Source organism: Streptomyces sp. Z26 (assembly GCF_003665095.1).
GTDB classification, from domain to species: Bacteria; Actinomycetota; Actinomycetes; order Streptomycetales; family Streptomycetaceae; genus Streptomyces; species Streptomyces phytohabitans.
On the sequence record NZ_RCHV01000002.1, the window covers coordinates 2,593,529 to 2,608,778 of the forward strand.

The window sequence follows — 15,250 nt, forward strand, 5'->3', positions numbered from 1 at the left end:
CCCGTCGGTAAGCTGACGACATGACAGGACAGGTGCGAACCGTCGACGGCCGCGTGGCCGGGCGCCGCGGGCAGGCGACGCGGCAGAAACTGCTCGACTGCCTCGGCGAGATGCTCAACTCCTCGCCGTACCGCGATGTCAGGGTCATCGATGTCGCGCGCAAGGCGGGCACGTCCCCCGCGACCTTCTATCAGTACTTCCCCGACGTCGAGGGCGCGGTGCTGGAACTGGCCGAGTCCATGGCCCGGGAGAGCGCGCGGCTGAGCGAGCTGGTGGCGGGCCGTTCCTGGGCGGGCAAGTCGGGGAAACAGACCGCGGACGCGTTGGTGGAAGGTTTCCTCACCTTCTGGCGCCGGAACGAGGCCATCCTGCGCGTCGTCGATCTGGGCGCGGCGGAGGGCGACAAACGGTTCCACAAGATCCGTACGCGCATCCTCAACTCGATCGCCAACCCGCTCGCCGGGAGCGTCAAGGAGTTGCAGGCCAAGGGCCGGGGCGCGGACCCCGACGTGAGCGCGAACGCGATCGCGGGCTCGCTCGTGGCGATGCTCGCCGCGGCGGCGGGGCAGCAGAAAGGTTTCCAGAGCTCCGGCGTGAAGCAGAGCGAACTCAGGCCCAGCCTGGCGCTGTTGGTGCATCTGGGAGTGACCGGCCGGAAGCCCGTGAAGTAGCGCGGGGACGGTACGGGCCGTCCCGCCCGCGCGCGGGTGCGCGCGGACGGGGAGCCGCTGAAACGTTCTGGCTCGACGCTCGGAAACGCTCGGAAACGCCCGGAAGCACTCGGCGCCCGGAAGCGCTCGGGCCTCAGAAGCGGCTGTACAGCAGCTTGTTGGGCGACGAGGTGCCCGCCGAGCCGACCTTGCCCGCGCTGCTCGCGTCGAGCAGCGCCTCGCTGACGGTGGCCGGTGACGCGCCGGGGTGCGCGCCGAGGTAGAGCGCGGCGGCGCCGGTGACGTGCGGGGTGGCCATCGACGTACCGCTCATGGTCGCGTTCGCCGTGTCCGACGCCCGTCCCGCCGAGACGATCTGGTGGCCGGGGGCGAACAGGTCCACGCACTTGCCGTAGTTGGACGAGGGCCAGCGCGCGTCCGCGTCCGTGGTCGCGGCGACGGTCAGCACGTCCGGGGCGCGGGCCGGGGACTGCTGGCAGGAGTCGGTGTTGTTGTTGCCCGCCGAGACGGCCACGGTGACACCGGCCTTGACCATCCCGGTGACCGCCGCGTCCTTGGCGTCGGTGGCGGCGCCGCCGATGCTGACGTTGGCGACGGCGGGCTTGACCGCGTTGGCGGTGACCCACTCGTAGCCCGCGATGACGTCGGCGGTGGTGCCCGCGTTCTCGCAGTCCAGCACGCGGACGGCGATCAGCTTGGCGGACTTGGCGACGCCGTACGTGGCACCACCCACCGTCCCGGCGACGTGCGTGCCGTGCCCGTGGCAGTCGTCGGCCTTCGCGTCGTCGTCGACCAGGTCGACGCCGTAGCTGGCGCGGCCCCCGAACTCCTCGTGGCTGACGCGGATCCCGGAGTCGACGATGTACGCGTTGACGTCGCCCGCCTCGGAGTCGTACGCGTAGCTCCCGCTGAGCGGCAGGTCGCGCTGGTCGATCCGGTCCAGGCCCCAGGTGGGGTCGTCCTGGCTGCCGTCACCGCGCTCGACGCGGTTCTGCTCGACGTACGCCACGGCGGGGTCGGCGGCGAGCCGGCGTGCCTCGTCGGGTGCCGCGGTGACCGCGAAGCCCTTGAGGGCGCTGCTGTACGCGCGCCGCACGGTGGCGCCGGACGCGTCCGCGTCGTCGAGCAGGCTGTCCGCCAACTGCCGTACGGACGTACGGGACTTGAGCTGTGCCGCGCCCGCGGCCCGCTGGCCCGACTCCTTCATCACGACGATGTACTCGCCGTCGACGGTGCCGGGGGCGTCCGCGCCGCGTATCTCCCCGGTGGCGGCCGGGTCCGGCGTGTCCCCGGTGCCCACGGCGCCCGCGCCGACGGCGGTGCCGCCGAGCACGAGGAGCGCCGCCGCCGAGGCGAGGGCTATTCGGGACTTCTTCTTCGTTCTCTTCGCGTGCTGCAACGGAGCCAGCCCTTTCGGTAAGGAGCCTTTCGGTCGGGCGTGCGATGGCTGCTCCGTTCTAGCCGTACACATGTGGCACTAAGGGCACATGTACGGCATAGCCGACTTCTCAGGGGAAGTTAGTTATCTAATCGTTATCTCGCCTGTCGGGAGGGTGGTCAAACACCCGCGCACGAGGTGATTGCGGGACATCGGCCGGGGAGGCGGCGACGGCGGTGACCGGACACACGGGGAGGGGCGCGCGTAGGGGGTGTCGGAGGGGGAAGAACTCCCGTTCAGCGGGCGGCGATAGCACATCTGACGGACCGGCGCGAGTGACGCAAAACCGCCCGACTACGCTTCTCGGCATGCACATGTCCATGCGCAGGTCCGAGCATGGGACCCCCGTCCACGTCATCGGCGGCGGCCCCGGCGGCCTCGCCACCGCCGCCGCCCTTCGCGAGCGCGGTTTCCGGGCGGTCGTCCTGGAGAAGTCCCCCTCCGTGGGCGCCTCGTGGCGCGCCCACCACGACCGGCTGCGGCTGCACAGCACGCGCCGCTGGTCCGCCCTCCCGGGGCTGTCCATACCCCGGTCGTACGGGCGTTGGGTCGCGCGCGACGACTACGTCCGCTACCTGGAGGACTACGCCGCGCACCACCACGTCGAGGTGGCCACCGGCGTCGCGGTCGACCGCGTCGAGCGCACCGGCGACGAGTGGACGCTGCACGCCAACGGCGGGCGGCTGCTGCACGCGTCGGCGGTCGTCGTGGCCACCGGCTTCCACCACACGCCCCACGTGCCCGACTGGCCCGGCCGTCCGGGCTTCACCGGGGACGTCGTGCCCGCGTCCGCCTTCGGCGCCGCGGAGGCGTACGAGGGCCGGGACGTGCTCGTCGTCGGCGCGGGCGGCACCGGTACGGAGCTGGCCGCCGAACTCGCGCGCCGGGGCGCCGCGTCCGTACGGCTCGCCGTACGGACGCCGCCGCACGTCGTCCGCCGCTCCACGCTGGGCTGGCCCGCGCAGGCGCGCGGCGTCCTCTTCCGGCGGGTCCCCGTCCGCGTGGGCGACCGGCTCACCGCTCGCACCGACCGGCTGACACCGGCACCCCGTACGGAGCCCGTGCCCGAGCCCGCGCGGGCGTCCGAGCCCGTACCCGCGCCGGAGCCGGACGCCGCGCCGGACGCCGTACCGGCGCTGGCCGGGGCGGTGGCGCCCGGCGGGGCGGCCGACGGGGCCGCGCCGTCCGCCGCGGCCGAACCGGCCGGGCGGCTCGCGGGGCCGGAACGGCTCGGGGAGGAACGCGTCCGGGAACTGGCGGAGTGGCAGGAGCTGGAGGCGTCCTTCGACGCTCCGGGGCGGCGGACGACCGTGGACGCGGACCCGGCGCCCGTACCCGCCGCCGGGCTCTACACGCGGGCGTCGCGCGGCACGTTGCCGGTGCTGGACACCGGCATCCGGAAGGCCGTGCGCAAGGGGCGGGTCGAACTGGTCGCGGCGGTACGGGAGTTCGACGGCGCGGACGTCGTCCTCGCGGACGGTACGCGGGTCTCGCCCGACGTGGTCGTCGTGGCGACGGGGTACCGGCACGACCTGGCGCCGCTGGTCGGGCACCTCGGCGTGCTGGACTCCGACGGCCTGCCGCTGGTCCACGGCCCGCGCACCCACCCGACGGCGCCGGGGCTGCACTTCACCGGCTTCACCACCCCGCTCAGCGGCGCCCTGCGCGAACTGTCCCGCGACGCGCGGCGCATCGCGCGGGCGATCAACCGCAACGCGGTGTGAGCCCGCCCGCGCCCCGCCCCGGCAACCGGCCCGCGTCGGCCCGTACGTGCGCCGCGACGCCCGTGCGTCCGGGGGCGGCGGAGGGGCGCAGGACCAGGTCCCCGTCGTAGTCGCCGCCCGCCTCGCGCCGGTACGGGATCGGCGCGGCGGTCGGCAACTCCCGCAGGCGCGCGCGGAGTTCGGCCACCCGTGCCCGCGCCTCGGGCGCGGTGAGGCGGTCGGCGCCGTACACCGCGTACGGCGGCAGCGGCGCCATGCCCGTGTACCAGAACGTGCCGTGCAGCAGCGGGAACAGCACCTCGTCGAGCTGCCCGTGCACGCCGCGCGGCCCGAAGCCGGAGGCGCGGGCGCCGACCGAGGTGACGGCCAGGGCGCGCTTCCCGGCGAGGCCGCCGTCGCCGTAGCGGCGGGTGCGGCCGTGCCCGTCCCGGACGCCGAACGCGAAGCCCTGCACCAGCACCCGGTCGAACCAGCCCTTCAGGATCGCGGGCGGACCGAACCACCACAGCGGGAACTGGAACACCAGCGCGTCCGCCCAGCCGACCTTCTCCTGCTCGGTACGGATGTCGGCGCTCAACGCACCGCGCTCGTACGCCCGTTGCTGCTCCTCGCCGACGAACAGCCGCTCCCCCGCCCCGGCGCCGTCCGGCCGTACGTCACCGGCGCCGAGCACCGGGTCCCAGCCCATGGCGTACAGGTCCGACTCGCGGTGCTCGTGCCCGTACGCGCCCAGCGCGCGCAGGCCCTCGGTGCGGAGGTGGGCGTTGAGGGAGCGGCGTTCGGGGTGTGCGGAGATCCAGAGAACCTTCATGCCTCCGAGCGTGCGGCGCGGCCCACGACCGGCGACAGTGGCCGGATGGACCGACTGTGAAAGAATCCGGCCATGCCCCGGGAACCCCGACCGCGCCCCCGGAACGCGGACGCGCCGCCGCACCGCGTGGCCGTCCTCGTGCGGGACGGCGTGCTGCCGCTCGAACTCGGCCTCGTGCACCAGCTGTTCGGCGCCGCCGTCGCCCCGCCGGGCGCACCGGACGCGGGGCGGCGGCTGTACGCGGTGGTGACCTGCGCGCCCGCACCCGGCGAGGTGCGCACGGACGCGGACTTCCCCGTCCTGGTCCGGCACGGCCTGGAGGCGCTGGCCGAGGCGGACACGGTGCTCGTACCGGCCTCGCACGGGCCCGACGAGCCGGACGTCCGGGGCGGGTCGGACCCCCGGCTGGCGGCGGCGCTGGCGCGCGTACGGCCCGGCACCCGTACGGCGTCGATCTGCACCGGCGCGTTCGTGCTGGCCGCCGCCGGGCTGCTCGACGGGCGGCGCGCGACCACCCACTGGAAGTCCGCGGCGCGGTTCCGCGCGCTGTTCCCGGGCGTACGGCTCGACCCCGACGTGCTCTACACCGACGACGGCGACGTGCTCACCTCCGCCGGTGAGGCCGCGGGCATCGACCTGTGCCTGCACATGATCCGGCGCGACCACGGCGCGGCCGTCGCCAACGACGTGGCGCGGTCGACGGTCGTACCGCCCCACCGGGACGGCGGGCAGGCGCAGTTCATCGCGCGGCCGGTCCCGGAGCCGGAGCGGCGCGCGTCCACCGGCGCGGCGCGGGCGTGGGCCCTGGAGCACCTCGAACGGCCTTTGACGCTGCGGGAGTTGGCGGAACGGGAGGCGATGAGCGTACGGACCTTCACCCGGCGCTTCCACGAGGAGGTGGGCGTCACGCCGCTGCGGTGGCTCAACCGGCAACGCGTCGAACGGGCCCGGCAGTTGCTGGAGGAGACGGACCTGCCCGTCGACCGGGTCGCGGCGGACGCGGGCTTCGGCACGGGCGCCTCGCTGCGGCAGCACATGCGGGCGGCGCTGGGGGTGTCGCCGCGCGCCTACCGCGCGACGTTCCGCGGCCCGGCGGCGCTGCCCACCGACGCGGAGGTCACGCCGCCGCCGTGACCTCCGGGCGGCGCCGGATCACCAGCGCCATCAGCGCGGCAGACGCGCACAGCGCGCCCGACGCGATCCACACCACGTCGTACGAGCCGGTCGCGTCCCGCGTGACCCCGGCCAGGAACGCCACCATCGAGGCGCCCGCCTGGTGCGAGGCGAGGACCCAGCCGAAGACGATCGCGCCGTCCGCGCCGAAGTGCTCGCGGCACAGCGCGATGGTCGGCGGCACGGTGGCCACCCAGTCCAGGCCGTAGAAGACGACGAAGAACAGCATCGACGGCCGTACGTCGCCCGCGAACAGCAGCGGCAGGAACAGCAGCGAGACGCCGCGCAGCGCGTAGTAGACGGCCAGCAGCCTGCGCGCGTCGAAGCGGTCCGTGAACCAGCCGGACGCGACCGTGCCCACCAGGTCGAAGACGCCGATGACGGCGAGCAGCGAGGCGGCGGCGGGCACGGGCATGCCGTGGTCGTGCGCGGCCGGTACGAAGTGGACGCCGACCAGGCCGTTCGTACTGGCGCCGCAGATCGCGAAGGTGCCCGCGAGCAGCCAGAACACCTTCGTACGGGCCGCCGACGACAACGCGCCCAGCGTCCGCCGCGCGGCGCCCGACGACGGCTCCACGGGCCGGACGTGATCGTCGCCCGCGCCGTACGGGCGCAGGCCCACGTCCTCCGGGTGGTCCCGCAGCAGCCACACCACCAGCGGGACGACGGCGAGCGCCGCGCCGCACACCGCCAGCGACGCCGTACGCCAGCCCGGCCCCTCCACCAGCACCGCGACCAGCGGCAGGAACACCAGCTGGCCCGCGGCGCCACCCGCCGTGAGCACACCGGTGACCAGACCGCGGCGGGCCACGAACCAGCGGTTGGTGACCGTCGCGGCGAACGCGAGCGCCATCGAGCCGCTGCCGAGTCCGACGAGCACGCCCCAGCACAGGAACAGTTGCCACGGCGCGGTCATGAAGACGGTCAGCCCGCTGCCCGCGGCGATCAGCAGCAGCGCGCAGGCGACGACGCGGCGGATGCCGTAGCGCTCCATCAGGGCGGACGCGAAGGGCGCGGTGAGGCCGTACAGCAGGACGTTGACGGAGACCGCGCCCGAGACGGTGCCGCTGGACCAGCCGAACTCGTCCTTCAGCGGGTCGATGAAGACGCTCGGCGTCGCGCGGAAACCGGCCGCGCCGACCAGCGCGACGAACGCCACGACCGCGACCCACCAGGCGCGGTGGACGCGCGGACGGCGACCGGGCGCGGGAACGGGCGTGGGCGTGGGAACGGGCGCGGGAGCGGCCTCGGTGGGCGACGGGGGCGCGGGGGACGGCGGGCCGGGCGGGAGCGTGTGGGTCACGCGACCAGCCTGGCCGTGGCGGCCGTACGGAACGAGTGGCCCGAAGGCCATGATGTGCGAGGATCGGGCCATGAGCGTGTTCCGGCACCCGGGGCGCCACCGCGTCGCCGTCCTCGTACGGCACGGCCTGCTCCCCCTCGAACTCGGCATCCCGCACCGCGTGTTGGGCCAGGCCCGGAGCGCGGCGGGCGAGCCGCTGTACTCCGTCGCGACCTGCTCCCCGACGCCCGGCGCGGTGCGTACGGACGCGGACTTCACCGTCGACGTCCCGCACGGCCCGGAGGCGCTGGCCGAGGCGGACACGGTGCTCGTCCCCGCGTCACACGGGCCCGACGAGCCGTACGCCCGGGGCGCGTTGGAGCCCCCGCTGGCGGCGGCGCTGGAACGGGTACGGCCCGGCGCCCGGATCGCCTCCATCTGCACCGGCGCGTTCGTGCTGGCCGCCGCCGGGCTGCTCGACGGGCGGCGCGCGACCACCCACTGGGCGTCCTGCGCCCGGCTCCAACGCCTCTTCCCCGACGTACGCGTCGACCCGGACGTGCTCTACGTCGCCGACGGCCCGGTGTGGACGTCCGCGGGCGTCGCCTCCGGGATCGACCTGTGCCTGCACATGGTGCGCGAGGACTTCGGCGCGGCCGTCGCCAACGCGGTGGCGCGCCGCACCGTCGTACCGCCCCACCGGGACGGCGGGCAGGCGCAGTTCGTCGAACGGCCCGTCCCCGAGCCCGGCACGTCCGGCACCGGCGCGGCGCGGGCATGGGCGCTGAAGCACCTCGAACGGCCGCTGACGCTACGGGAGTTGGCGGAACGGGAGGCGATGAGCGTACGGACCTTCACGCGCCGTTTCCGGGCGGAGGTCGGCGTGAGCCCGCAGCAGTGGCTCACCCGGCAGCGCGTCGAACGGGCCCGGCAGTTGCTGGAGGAGACGGACCTGCCCGTCGACCGGGTCGCGGCGGACGCGGGCTTCGGTTCGGCGTCGGCGCTCCGGGCGCACCTCCAGACGGCGTTGGGGGTGTCACCGAGCGCGTACCGGCGGACGTTCCGCGCGACGGCGACGCGTACGGCGGGGACGGCGACCACAGCGGGTACGACGGCAGGTACGGCGGCGGGCTGAGGCGTACGGGCGGGTCGGGTGGCGGCGCACCCGCGCCCACCGCGAGCGGGGCACGGCGGAACCGCCACCCGGCCCCGGCGTCGGACCCTGCCTCCGGAGGGAGGCCGGCGCCGACCGCGACCCGTACTCGTCGAGGCGTCCGGCGACCCTCGGCGTCCCCTCACGACGCGCCGCTTCACCCAAGAGTGAGGAACCGTGCACAGTACGTCAACACCCGGCGTCCGCCCGGCGGTCCGGACCGTACGCCCCCCAGGCGGCGTCCGTCACGCCTCGGTCGCGGGCCCCAGCTCGCACCAGATGCGCTTGCCGCCGCTCTCGCGGTGCCAGCCCCAGCGGTCCGCGAGGCCGGAGACCAGCTCCAGGCCACGCCCGTTGGTGTCGTCGCCGTCCGCGTGCCGGGGGCGGGGCGCGCGGCTGCTGGCGTCGTCGACCTCCAGCCGTACGGCACCCGTGCCCGCGTCGGTGCCGGCGCCGGAGTGCGGATGCGGCAGCAGCATGCGGAGGACGGCGGGGCAACCGGTGTGCACGACGGCGTTCGTGACCAGCTCGGAGATGAGCAGCACCACGGTCTCCGCCAGCGGCTCGTCCTGCCCGATCCCGCACCCCGCCAGCCGCGCGCGGGCCCAGCGGCGGGCGCGGCCGACCTCGGCCGGATCGGCTCCGATCTCCAGGACCTGAAGCACCTGTACCCCTCACACCACCTGGACGCCTGGACGTGTCACCTCGCGCGTCCGCCCCGCGACGGCACGCGCACCCGGCCGGGAGCGGTCCGTACGCCCCGGCCTCCCCGTACGGGAGACCTCCGGGGTCACCGGCGCACCGCGGCGGAAAGGCCGCGCTCCGCGGCCCCGCCGTCACCGGGCGTCGTACGGCGCCGGGGGCACCGCCGCGCGCTCGGTGCACCGCGGGGCGGCTCACACGCCAGGGAGCGTACCCGATATCCCACAAAGTGCCGCAGTGCCGGAATTCCGCACGGAATCACGGGGAGCACGCGGCGGGCGCACGGTCCCGCGCGCCGGGCGCTCAGGCGGAGAGCGGACCGGCGGTCGCGCTGCGGCCGGTGTCGGTGGCCGCGTCCAGGTCCGGGTAGCAGTCGAACAGCCGACGCACGCCGAGCGCCGCCAGCACGCGGTTGACGTGGGAGCCGTCCTCGGCGCCGCGCGCCGGGAGGATCAGCCGCAACTGGCCCGCGCAAGACCGCATCAGTCGACGCGACGCGATCAGGACACCCACACCGCTGGAGTCGCAGAAAAGGACCTCGGACAGGTCCAGCACCAGGCTGCGCCGACCGTCCGCGACCGCGTCGTGGACGTGCTGCCGTACGGCGGGCGACGTGACCAGGTCCATCTCGCCCGACACACGGAGGACCGCCCACTCCCCCCGTTCCTCCTCGCACACTTTCAACGACACGTGTCCCATTCCCTTTCGCTCGCCGGGCCCGCTCACCACGCGGCGGGCCCCCGACCGCCCTGCCGGGAGTCATCCCTTCCCGGCTCGGCTGCCCGACCGGTGACGGCCGAAACTGCTCGCGCGTACGACCCTATGCCGCGACTCTATGCCGCGCTCGACCCGTTCCTCCCTTTGGTTCCGACCGGAACCGCGCAACGGGAAGGCATATTCCCCCCGTTCACGGGGGACGGAGATCGATACGGGCCACCGTAAAGTGACGGGATCGGCACCAACAGCGATCCCCGTGACCGGCACATTGCCGCAAAGGGGCGTACCTTGTCAGCCCCCCGGACTACATTCGGGGCGGAGACGGGGTGACGTGGCGCTATGGGGAGCGGAGCCGTATGGCACAGGACACACCACCACGCTGGGACCGGAAGATGCAGCAGCGGCTGGCGCGCGGTGAGGCCGCCGCGCTGAGCGAGCTGTACGACCGGTTCGCCCCGCTCGTGCACGGTCTCGCGCACCGCGTCCTGGACGACGAGGACGCGGCGGACAGCACCACCCGGGACGTCTTCGCGTACGTGTGGGAACACCCCGACGCGTACGACCCGCGGCGGGGGCCGCTGCGTTCGTGGATCGCCGCGCTGACACAGGAACGGGCGGCGGGCAGACTCCGCAGACAGGAGCGCGAGGGCTCCCCGGAGCAGATCGAGGAGAAGGTGCGCACCGCCTCGGCGGCGGCCCGCGCCGACTACATCGTGACATCGATGCCCGCCTCGCTGCGCGCCGCGCTGGAGCTGGCGTACTTCCAGCGCCGTGACTACCGGCAGACCGCCGAACGGCTCGGCGTCACCGAGGACGAGGCCCGCCGACGGCTCCGTCTCGGGCTGCAACTCCTCTCCTCCGCCACGACGCGCGGCCTGCCCGCCGCGTCGGCGGCGCCGCCCCGCGTACCGCCGGGCGTCGGGCGGCCGCGGTGAGCGGGCGCGACGGAGCGCGGGGGACGGGGCGCGAGGGGACGACGACGAGTCGGACGGCTGCCCAGGCCCGGACGGGGCCCGGGGCGACGGCGGCGAGGACGGGCGCGACGGCGGCCCGGACGACGGCGGTCCGGAGGGCGTGGCGCGGCTGCCGCGCATACCCACGCCGCGCAAACCCGCCGAGGACGGCGACTGGCCCGCGCGGGCGTCGGTGCCCCGGCCGCGGACGGGTGCGGGCGGCGACGCCGAGACGGCGGCGGAACCGGCCGCGGGACCCCGTACGGAACGGATGGAACGTACGGAACAAGCCGAGCGCGCGGAACGGACGGCACGGAGCGCGCCCGACGCGCCCGCCGATCCGGACCGACCGGCCGAGGGCGCCGGGCCCGACGCGGCGCCCGAGTACGACCACGTCCTGCTCAAGTCCCTGCTCGGCGCCTGGGCGTTGGCCGCCTGCTCCGCCGAGGAGACCACCGCCCTGGAGTCGCACCTCACCCGGTGCGGCGCCTGCGCGGACGAGGCGCTGCGGCTGCGCGACGCCGTCGGGCTGCTGCACCACGAGGACAGCCTCGACCTGGACCCGACGCTGCGTTCGCGGGTCCTCGACGGCTGCCTGGACCGCCGCCCCGCGCGGGTGCCCATCCCGGAGTGGGCGGTGCCGTACGACGCCGAGTCCGCGCGGCTGGAGGCGCTGCTGCACGACATGGCCGAGGCGGAGTGGCGCGCGCCCGTACGGCTGCGCTGGTTCGACGGGCGGGCGAGCGCCGTACGGGAGACGACGGTGGCCGGGGTGATCGGCCACCTCCTCGCCGTGGACGGGCTGGTGGCCGTCGCGCTGGGGCTGCCCGACCCGCTGGCGGCGCTGCCGCTGCCGAAGGCGGCGGGCCCGTCGGCGCGCACGGAGGCGCTGTGGAGCGCGGGCGGACTGCCCGACCTGGAGGGGGCGTTCGGCGGGGTGCCGGGCGCGGCCGCGCGCCCCGGGCGGGCGGCGGAGGCGCGCGCGGACCCGGAGGCGGAGGCGTACGGCGGGCTGTTCACGGGGCACGCGGCGGCACCGGCGGCGCGTGCCGTACGGGCGCGGTGGCGGGACCAGGGGCACACGCTGCTGCGTACGATCTCCTTCGCCGGCCCCGGCGTGACCGGGCTCGACGTGGCGTACCACGACTTCCGGCTCCCCCTGAAGGACGCCCTCCTGGAGCGCGCCTTCGAGTGCTGGGTGCACGCCGGTGACATCGCGGAGGCGGTCGACTACCCGTACGAGCCGCCCGCGGGCCCGCACCTCAACCTGATGGTCGACCTCGCCGCGCGGCAGCTGCCCGGCACCATCGCGCACCGCCGCCGGGCCGGACTGGCCGCGCCCGCGCGGCGGTTGTCCGCGGCGGGGGCGCCGGGGCGGACGCTGCACCTGGAGGTCGAGGGGGCGGGCGGCGGCCACTGGTACATCCCGCTGGACTCGCCCGGCACGGCCGCGACGCCGGAGGCGGCGGTGGCCCATGTGGCGCTGGACGGCGCGGAGTTCTGCCAGCTGGCGGCCGGGCACGTGCCGCCGCAGGAGGCGGCGGCGGGGCAGGAGGGCGACCGGGAGGCGATCCGCGACGTGCTGTACGCGGCGGCCTCGCTGTCCCGGCTGTAGCGCGCGGCGGTACGTCCCGGCCGCGACCGTACGACGCCGCCCGGCCCCCGCGTCCGTACGCGCGGGGGCCGGGCGGCGCGCCGCGTCAGGTGAAGACGACCGTGCGGTGCCCGTTCAGCAGGACCCGGTGCTCGCTGTGCCACTTCACCGCGCGGGCCAGCGCCTGGCACTCGACGTCCCGGCCGACGGCGACGAGTTCGTCGGGGGTGAGGTCGTGCTCGACCCGTTCCACCTCCTGCTCGATGATCGGGCCCTCGTCCAGCTCGGCCGTCACGTAGTGCGCGGTCGCCCCGATGAGCTTCACGCCGCGCGCGTGCGCCTGGTGGTAGGGCTTGGCGCCCTTGAAGCTCGGCAGGAACGAGTGGTGGATGTTGATGATCCGGCCGGACAGCGCCTTGCACAGGTCGTCGGAGAGCACCTGCATGTAGCGGGCGAGGACGACGAGTTCGACGTCCTCCTCCTCGACCAGTCGCAGCAGCTCCGCCTCCGCCTCCGGCTTGCCGTCCTTGGTCACGGGGATGTGCCGGAACGGGATGCCGTACGAGCCGACGAGTTCCTCGAAGTCGGTGTGGTTGGAGACGACGGCCGCCACCTCGACCGGGAGCGCGCCGATCCGGGAGCGGAACAGCAGGTCGTTCAGGCAGTGCCCGAACCGGCTGACCATCAGCACCACCCGCATCCGCGCGCCCGCCCGGTGCAGCTGCCAGTCCATGCGGAACGAGTCGCCTATGGCGGCGAATCCGGCGCGCAGCTTGTCGAGCGTGACGGGTGCGGCCGACCCCTCGTCGGCGCGACCCGTACCGGCGCTGAAGTGGACGCGCATGAAGAACAGGCCGGTGCCGCGGTCGCCGAACTGCCGGCTGTCCTCGATGTTGCACCCGGTCATGAACAGGTAGCTGGAGACTGCGTGCACGATGCCCTGCTTGTCCGGGCACGAAAGGGTGAGGACGTACTCCTCCGGCTCGCTCATGCCCCACAGCGTGGCACACGGAGGGCCGTTCGCGCCCGGGTCCGGCGGACCCCGTATCGCGGACCCGCCACGGCGCCGTCCCGACCGGTCCGGTCCGGGTCCCGCCCGGGTCCCGCCCCGGTCAGACGGTGCGGAGCGACACCGCGAGCGCGTCCAGGGAGCGCGGGCGCTCGTCCGGGTCCTCGCCGTCGTTCGCCGCGAGCCGCACGTGCGCGTCCCGCGCGGCGCGTACGGCCTCGGGCCAGGCGTGGTGCTGCATGTACGTGCCGACGGGGGCGTCCGCGCCGACCTGGTGCATGATGCGCAGCACCCGGAGCACGGCGGTGTCCACGAGGGCGGCCTCCTGCGAGTCCCGGAAGATCGTCCCCACGTACTTCTCGGCCGACCAGCTGTCCAGCCAGGTGTCCTCGACGAGGCGGTAGACCGCGTCGGTCACGTCGCCGTAGCCGGGTACACCCGCCGCCCAGCACTCCTGCTGGAAGACGGGGTCGGAGAGCATGTGCAGGGCCGAGCGCACGTTGCTGCGCCAGCGCCACCAGGGCATGTCGTTGACGGGCATGCCGTCCATGGTGGTGGACCGGCGCCCACGGCGGGAAGGGTTCTCCGAAGCTCGCTGCATGATGCTCGACCATACGTTCCCGGGCGTCCCCACGGTTCGGCCCCCCGCAATTCATCCGCACGTCACCGCCCCGTGACCGGACGGCACCGCCCGGTTCCCGGCGGCCCGGCATCGTCGTGCCACATGACTGCCCGGCGCCGCTCCACCCAGGTCACCGCCCTCGCCGCCGCGGCGGTCGCGTGCGTCTCGCTGCTGTCCGGCTGCGGGGCGCTGCCCGGTACGGCGGAGGCCGACGACGACGGGATCGCCGTGATGACCTGGGCGCCGGAGGGCACCCGGGCCACCGACGTGCCCGGCATGCCCGCCATGGCGCAGGCGTTCGCGCGCTGGGTCAACGCGGAGGGCGGCATCCACGGCCGCCGCCTGGAGGTCTTCACCTGCGACGACCACAACGAGTCGGTGGGCGCCGCCCGTTGCGCGGCCCGCGCGGTGGAGGAGGACGTCGTCGCGGTCGTCGGCTCGTACAGCCAGCACGGGCGGTCCTTCATGTCGCCGCTGGAGGGCGCCGCGATCCCCTACCTCGGCGGATACGGCCTCACCGAGGAGGAGTTCACCAGCCCGCTGTCGTACCCGGTGAACGGCGGCCTCCCCGCGCTCGTCGCGGGCAACGGGCAGCAGCTGGCCGCCGGGCGGTGCGACCGCGTCGCGCTGGTACGGCCCGACAACGTCGGCGGCGACCAGCTCCCCCGTCTCCTCGACGCGGGCCTGCGCGGGGGCGGCGCGACCGCCGCGGTGCCCGCCGCGGACGTCCGGGCCCCGGAGGACGCCACCTCGTACCGGGACGCGGCGCGGCAGGCGCTGGAGGGCTCCGCCACCGGGTCGAAGGGCGGCGGGCGGTCCTGTGTGACGGCGATGCTCGGCGGGCGTACGGGCACGTTCTTCGACTCGTTCCGGCGGCTGGTCGACGCGGACGCGCCGGTCCGTACGGCGTCGGTGGTCGGCGGGGTGCAGCAGTCGCTGGTGGACCGTACGGGCGGCTCGGCCAGCCCGCTGGAGGGCACGTACGCGACGGGCTGGTACCCGGCGGGGAGCGACGGGCGCTGGGACGCGATGCGGAAGGTCGTGCGCGAGCACGCGTTCGGGGACAACCGCATCGACACCGACGACCCCGGCGTACAGACCACCTGGGTCGCGTACACCGCGCTGCGGGCGGCCCTGGAGTCGCTGGACGCCGACGAGGCCGTCACGGCGGACACGGTGCGGGACGCCCTCGACAACGGCGGCGCCATCCGTACGGGCGGCCTGACGCCCCCGCTGCGCTGGCACTACGAGGACCTGCTCGCCGCCCACGACTTCCCGCGGATCGTCAACACCAGCGTCACGTACCAGCGGGTCGACGAGGGCCGACTGGCAGCCGTACGCGACGGCTTCGTGGACGTGGAACGCACCCTGGAGGGCGGCGCGGCGGACCTGTAGGGGCGC

14 protein-coding genes are annotated in these 15,250 nt (G+C 75.0%); 7 read left to right on the top strand and 7 right to left on the bottom strand.

The window, feature by feature from the left end; all coding sequences use genetic code 11:
• Positions 1–20 precede the first annotated feature (20 nt).
• Positions 21–671 (top strand): TetR family transcriptional regulator, encoded by a 651-nt coding sequence (locus D7M15_RS11420; RefSeq protein ID WP_121517413.1) that lies wholly within the window; start codon positions 21–23, stop codon positions 669–671.
• Between the two features lie 133 nt (positions 672–804).
• Here the strand turns inward: D7M15_RS11420 and D7M15_RS11425 are convergent, their stop codons facing one another.
• Complete coding sequence (locus tag D7M15_RS11425; protein ID WP_240649246.1) at positions 805–2,070, bottom strand: S8 family peptidase; 1,266 nt, start codon at positions 2,068–2,070, stop codon at positions 805–807.
• Between the two features lie 359 nt (positions 2,071–2,429).
• On the opposite strand from D7M15_RS11425, the gene D7M15_RS11430 reads away from it, so the two are divergent.
• Complete coding sequence (locus D7M15_RS11430; RefSeq protein ID WP_121520611.1) at positions 2,430–3,833, top strand: NAD(P)/FAD-dependent oxidoreductase; 1,404 nt, start codon at positions 2,430–2,432, stop codon at positions 3,831–3,833.
• On the opposite strand, the gene D7M15_RS11435 is transcribed toward D7M15_RS11430, so the two are convergent.
• Complete coding sequence (locus tag D7M15_RS11435) at positions 3,814–4,644, bottom strand: NAD(P)H-dependent oxidoreductase (RefSeq protein WP_121517415.1); 831 nt, start codon at positions 4,642–4,644, stop codon at positions 3,814–3,816. The genes D7M15_RS11430 and D7M15_RS11435 overlap by 20 nt on opposite strands.
• A 72-nt stretch (positions 4,645–4,716) precedes the next feature.
• Between D7M15_RS11435 and D7M15_RS11440 the strand changes: the two genes are divergently transcribed.
• Positions 4,717–5,778: a helix-turn-helix domain-containing protein gene (locus tag D7M15_RS11440; protein ID WP_121517416.1), complete on the top strand. Its 1,062-nt coding sequence runs from the start codon at positions 4,717–4,719 to the stop codon at positions 5,776–5,778.
• Here D7M15_RS11440 and D7M15_RS11445 read toward each other — a convergent pair.
• Complete coding sequence (locus D7M15_RS11445) at positions 5,762–7,171, bottom strand: MFS transporter (protein ID WP_121517417.1); 1,410 nt, start codon at positions 7,169–7,171, stop codon at positions 5,762–5,764. The two genes, D7M15_RS11440 and D7M15_RS11445, sit on opposite strands and share 17 nt — an antisense overlap.
• A gap of 19 nt (positions 7,172–7,190) precedes the next feature.
• Between D7M15_RS11445 and D7M15_RS11450 the strand changes: the two genes are divergently transcribed.
• On the top strand, positions 7,191–8,234 hold the full coding sequence (locus tag D7M15_RS11450) for a helix-turn-helix domain-containing protein (protein WP_240649248.1): 1,044 nt from the start codon (positions 7,191–7,193) through the stop codon (positions 8,232–8,234).
• Positions 8,235–8,497: 263 nt separating this feature from the next.
• Here D7M15_RS11450 and D7M15_RS11455 read toward each other — a convergent pair whose 3' ends face one another.
• Both D7M15_RS11455 and D7M15_RS11460 read right to left on the bottom strand, forming a co-directional pair.
• On the bottom strand, positions 8,498–8,917 hold the full coding sequence (locus D7M15_RS11455) for an ATP-binding protein (protein WP_121517419.1): 420 nt from the start codon (positions 8,915–8,917) through the stop codon (positions 8,498–8,500).
• A 340-nt stretch (positions 8,918–9,257) separates the two neighbouring features.
• Positions 9,258–9,653, bottom strand: a complete 396-nt coding sequence (locus tag D7M15_RS11460) for an STAS domain-containing protein (protein ID WP_121517420.1) — start codon at positions 9,651–9,653, stop codon at positions 9,258–9,260.
• Positions 9,654–10,027: 374 nt separating this feature from the next.
• Here D7M15_RS11460 and D7M15_RS11465 point away from each other — a divergent pair, with 374 nt between their 5' ends.
• Together D7M15_RS11465 and D7M15_RS11470 are read left to right on the top strand one after the other, a co-directional pair.
• Positions 10,028–10,606: a sigma-70 family RNA polymerase sigma factor gene (locus D7M15_RS11465; RefSeq protein ID WP_121517421.1), complete on the top strand. Its 579-nt coding sequence runs from the start codon at positions 10,028–10,030 to the stop codon at positions 10,604–10,606.
• Between the two features lie 139 nt (positions 10,607–10,745).
• The gene (locus tag D7M15_RS11470; RefSeq protein ID WP_240649250.1) at positions 10,746–12,239 is read left to right on the top strand and encodes a hypothetical protein; all 1,494 of its coding nucleotides are present in this window, start codon (positions 10,746–10,748) and stop codon (positions 12,237–12,239) included.
• 85 nt (positions 12,240–12,324) lie between these two features.
• On the opposite strand, the gene purU is transcribed toward D7M15_RS11470, so the two are convergent.
• Positions 12,325–13,209 (bottom strand): formyltetrahydrofolate deformylase, encoded by an 885-nt coding sequence (purU, locus tag D7M15_RS11475; RefSeq protein WP_121517422.1) that lies wholly within the window; start codon positions 13,207–13,209, stop codon positions 12,325–12,327.
• A 121-nt stretch (positions 13,210–13,330) separates the two neighbouring features.
• Positions 13,331–13,831 carry a hypothetical protein gene (locus D7M15_RS11480; protein ID WP_121520615.1) on the bottom strand — a complete coding sequence of 167 codons (501 nt, stop codon included), beginning with the start codon at positions 13,829–13,831 and terminating at the stop codon, positions 13,331–13,333.
• A 120-nt stretch (positions 13,832–13,951) separates the two neighbouring features.
• Between D7M15_RS11480 and D7M15_RS11485 the strand changes: the two genes are divergently transcribed.
• Complete coding sequence (locus tag D7M15_RS11485; RefSeq protein ID WP_121517423.1) at positions 13,952–15,244, top strand: ABC transporter substrate-binding protein; 1,293 nt, start codon at positions 13,952–13,954, stop codon at positions 15,242–15,244.
• Positions 15,245–15,250: the final 6 nt, after the last annotated feature.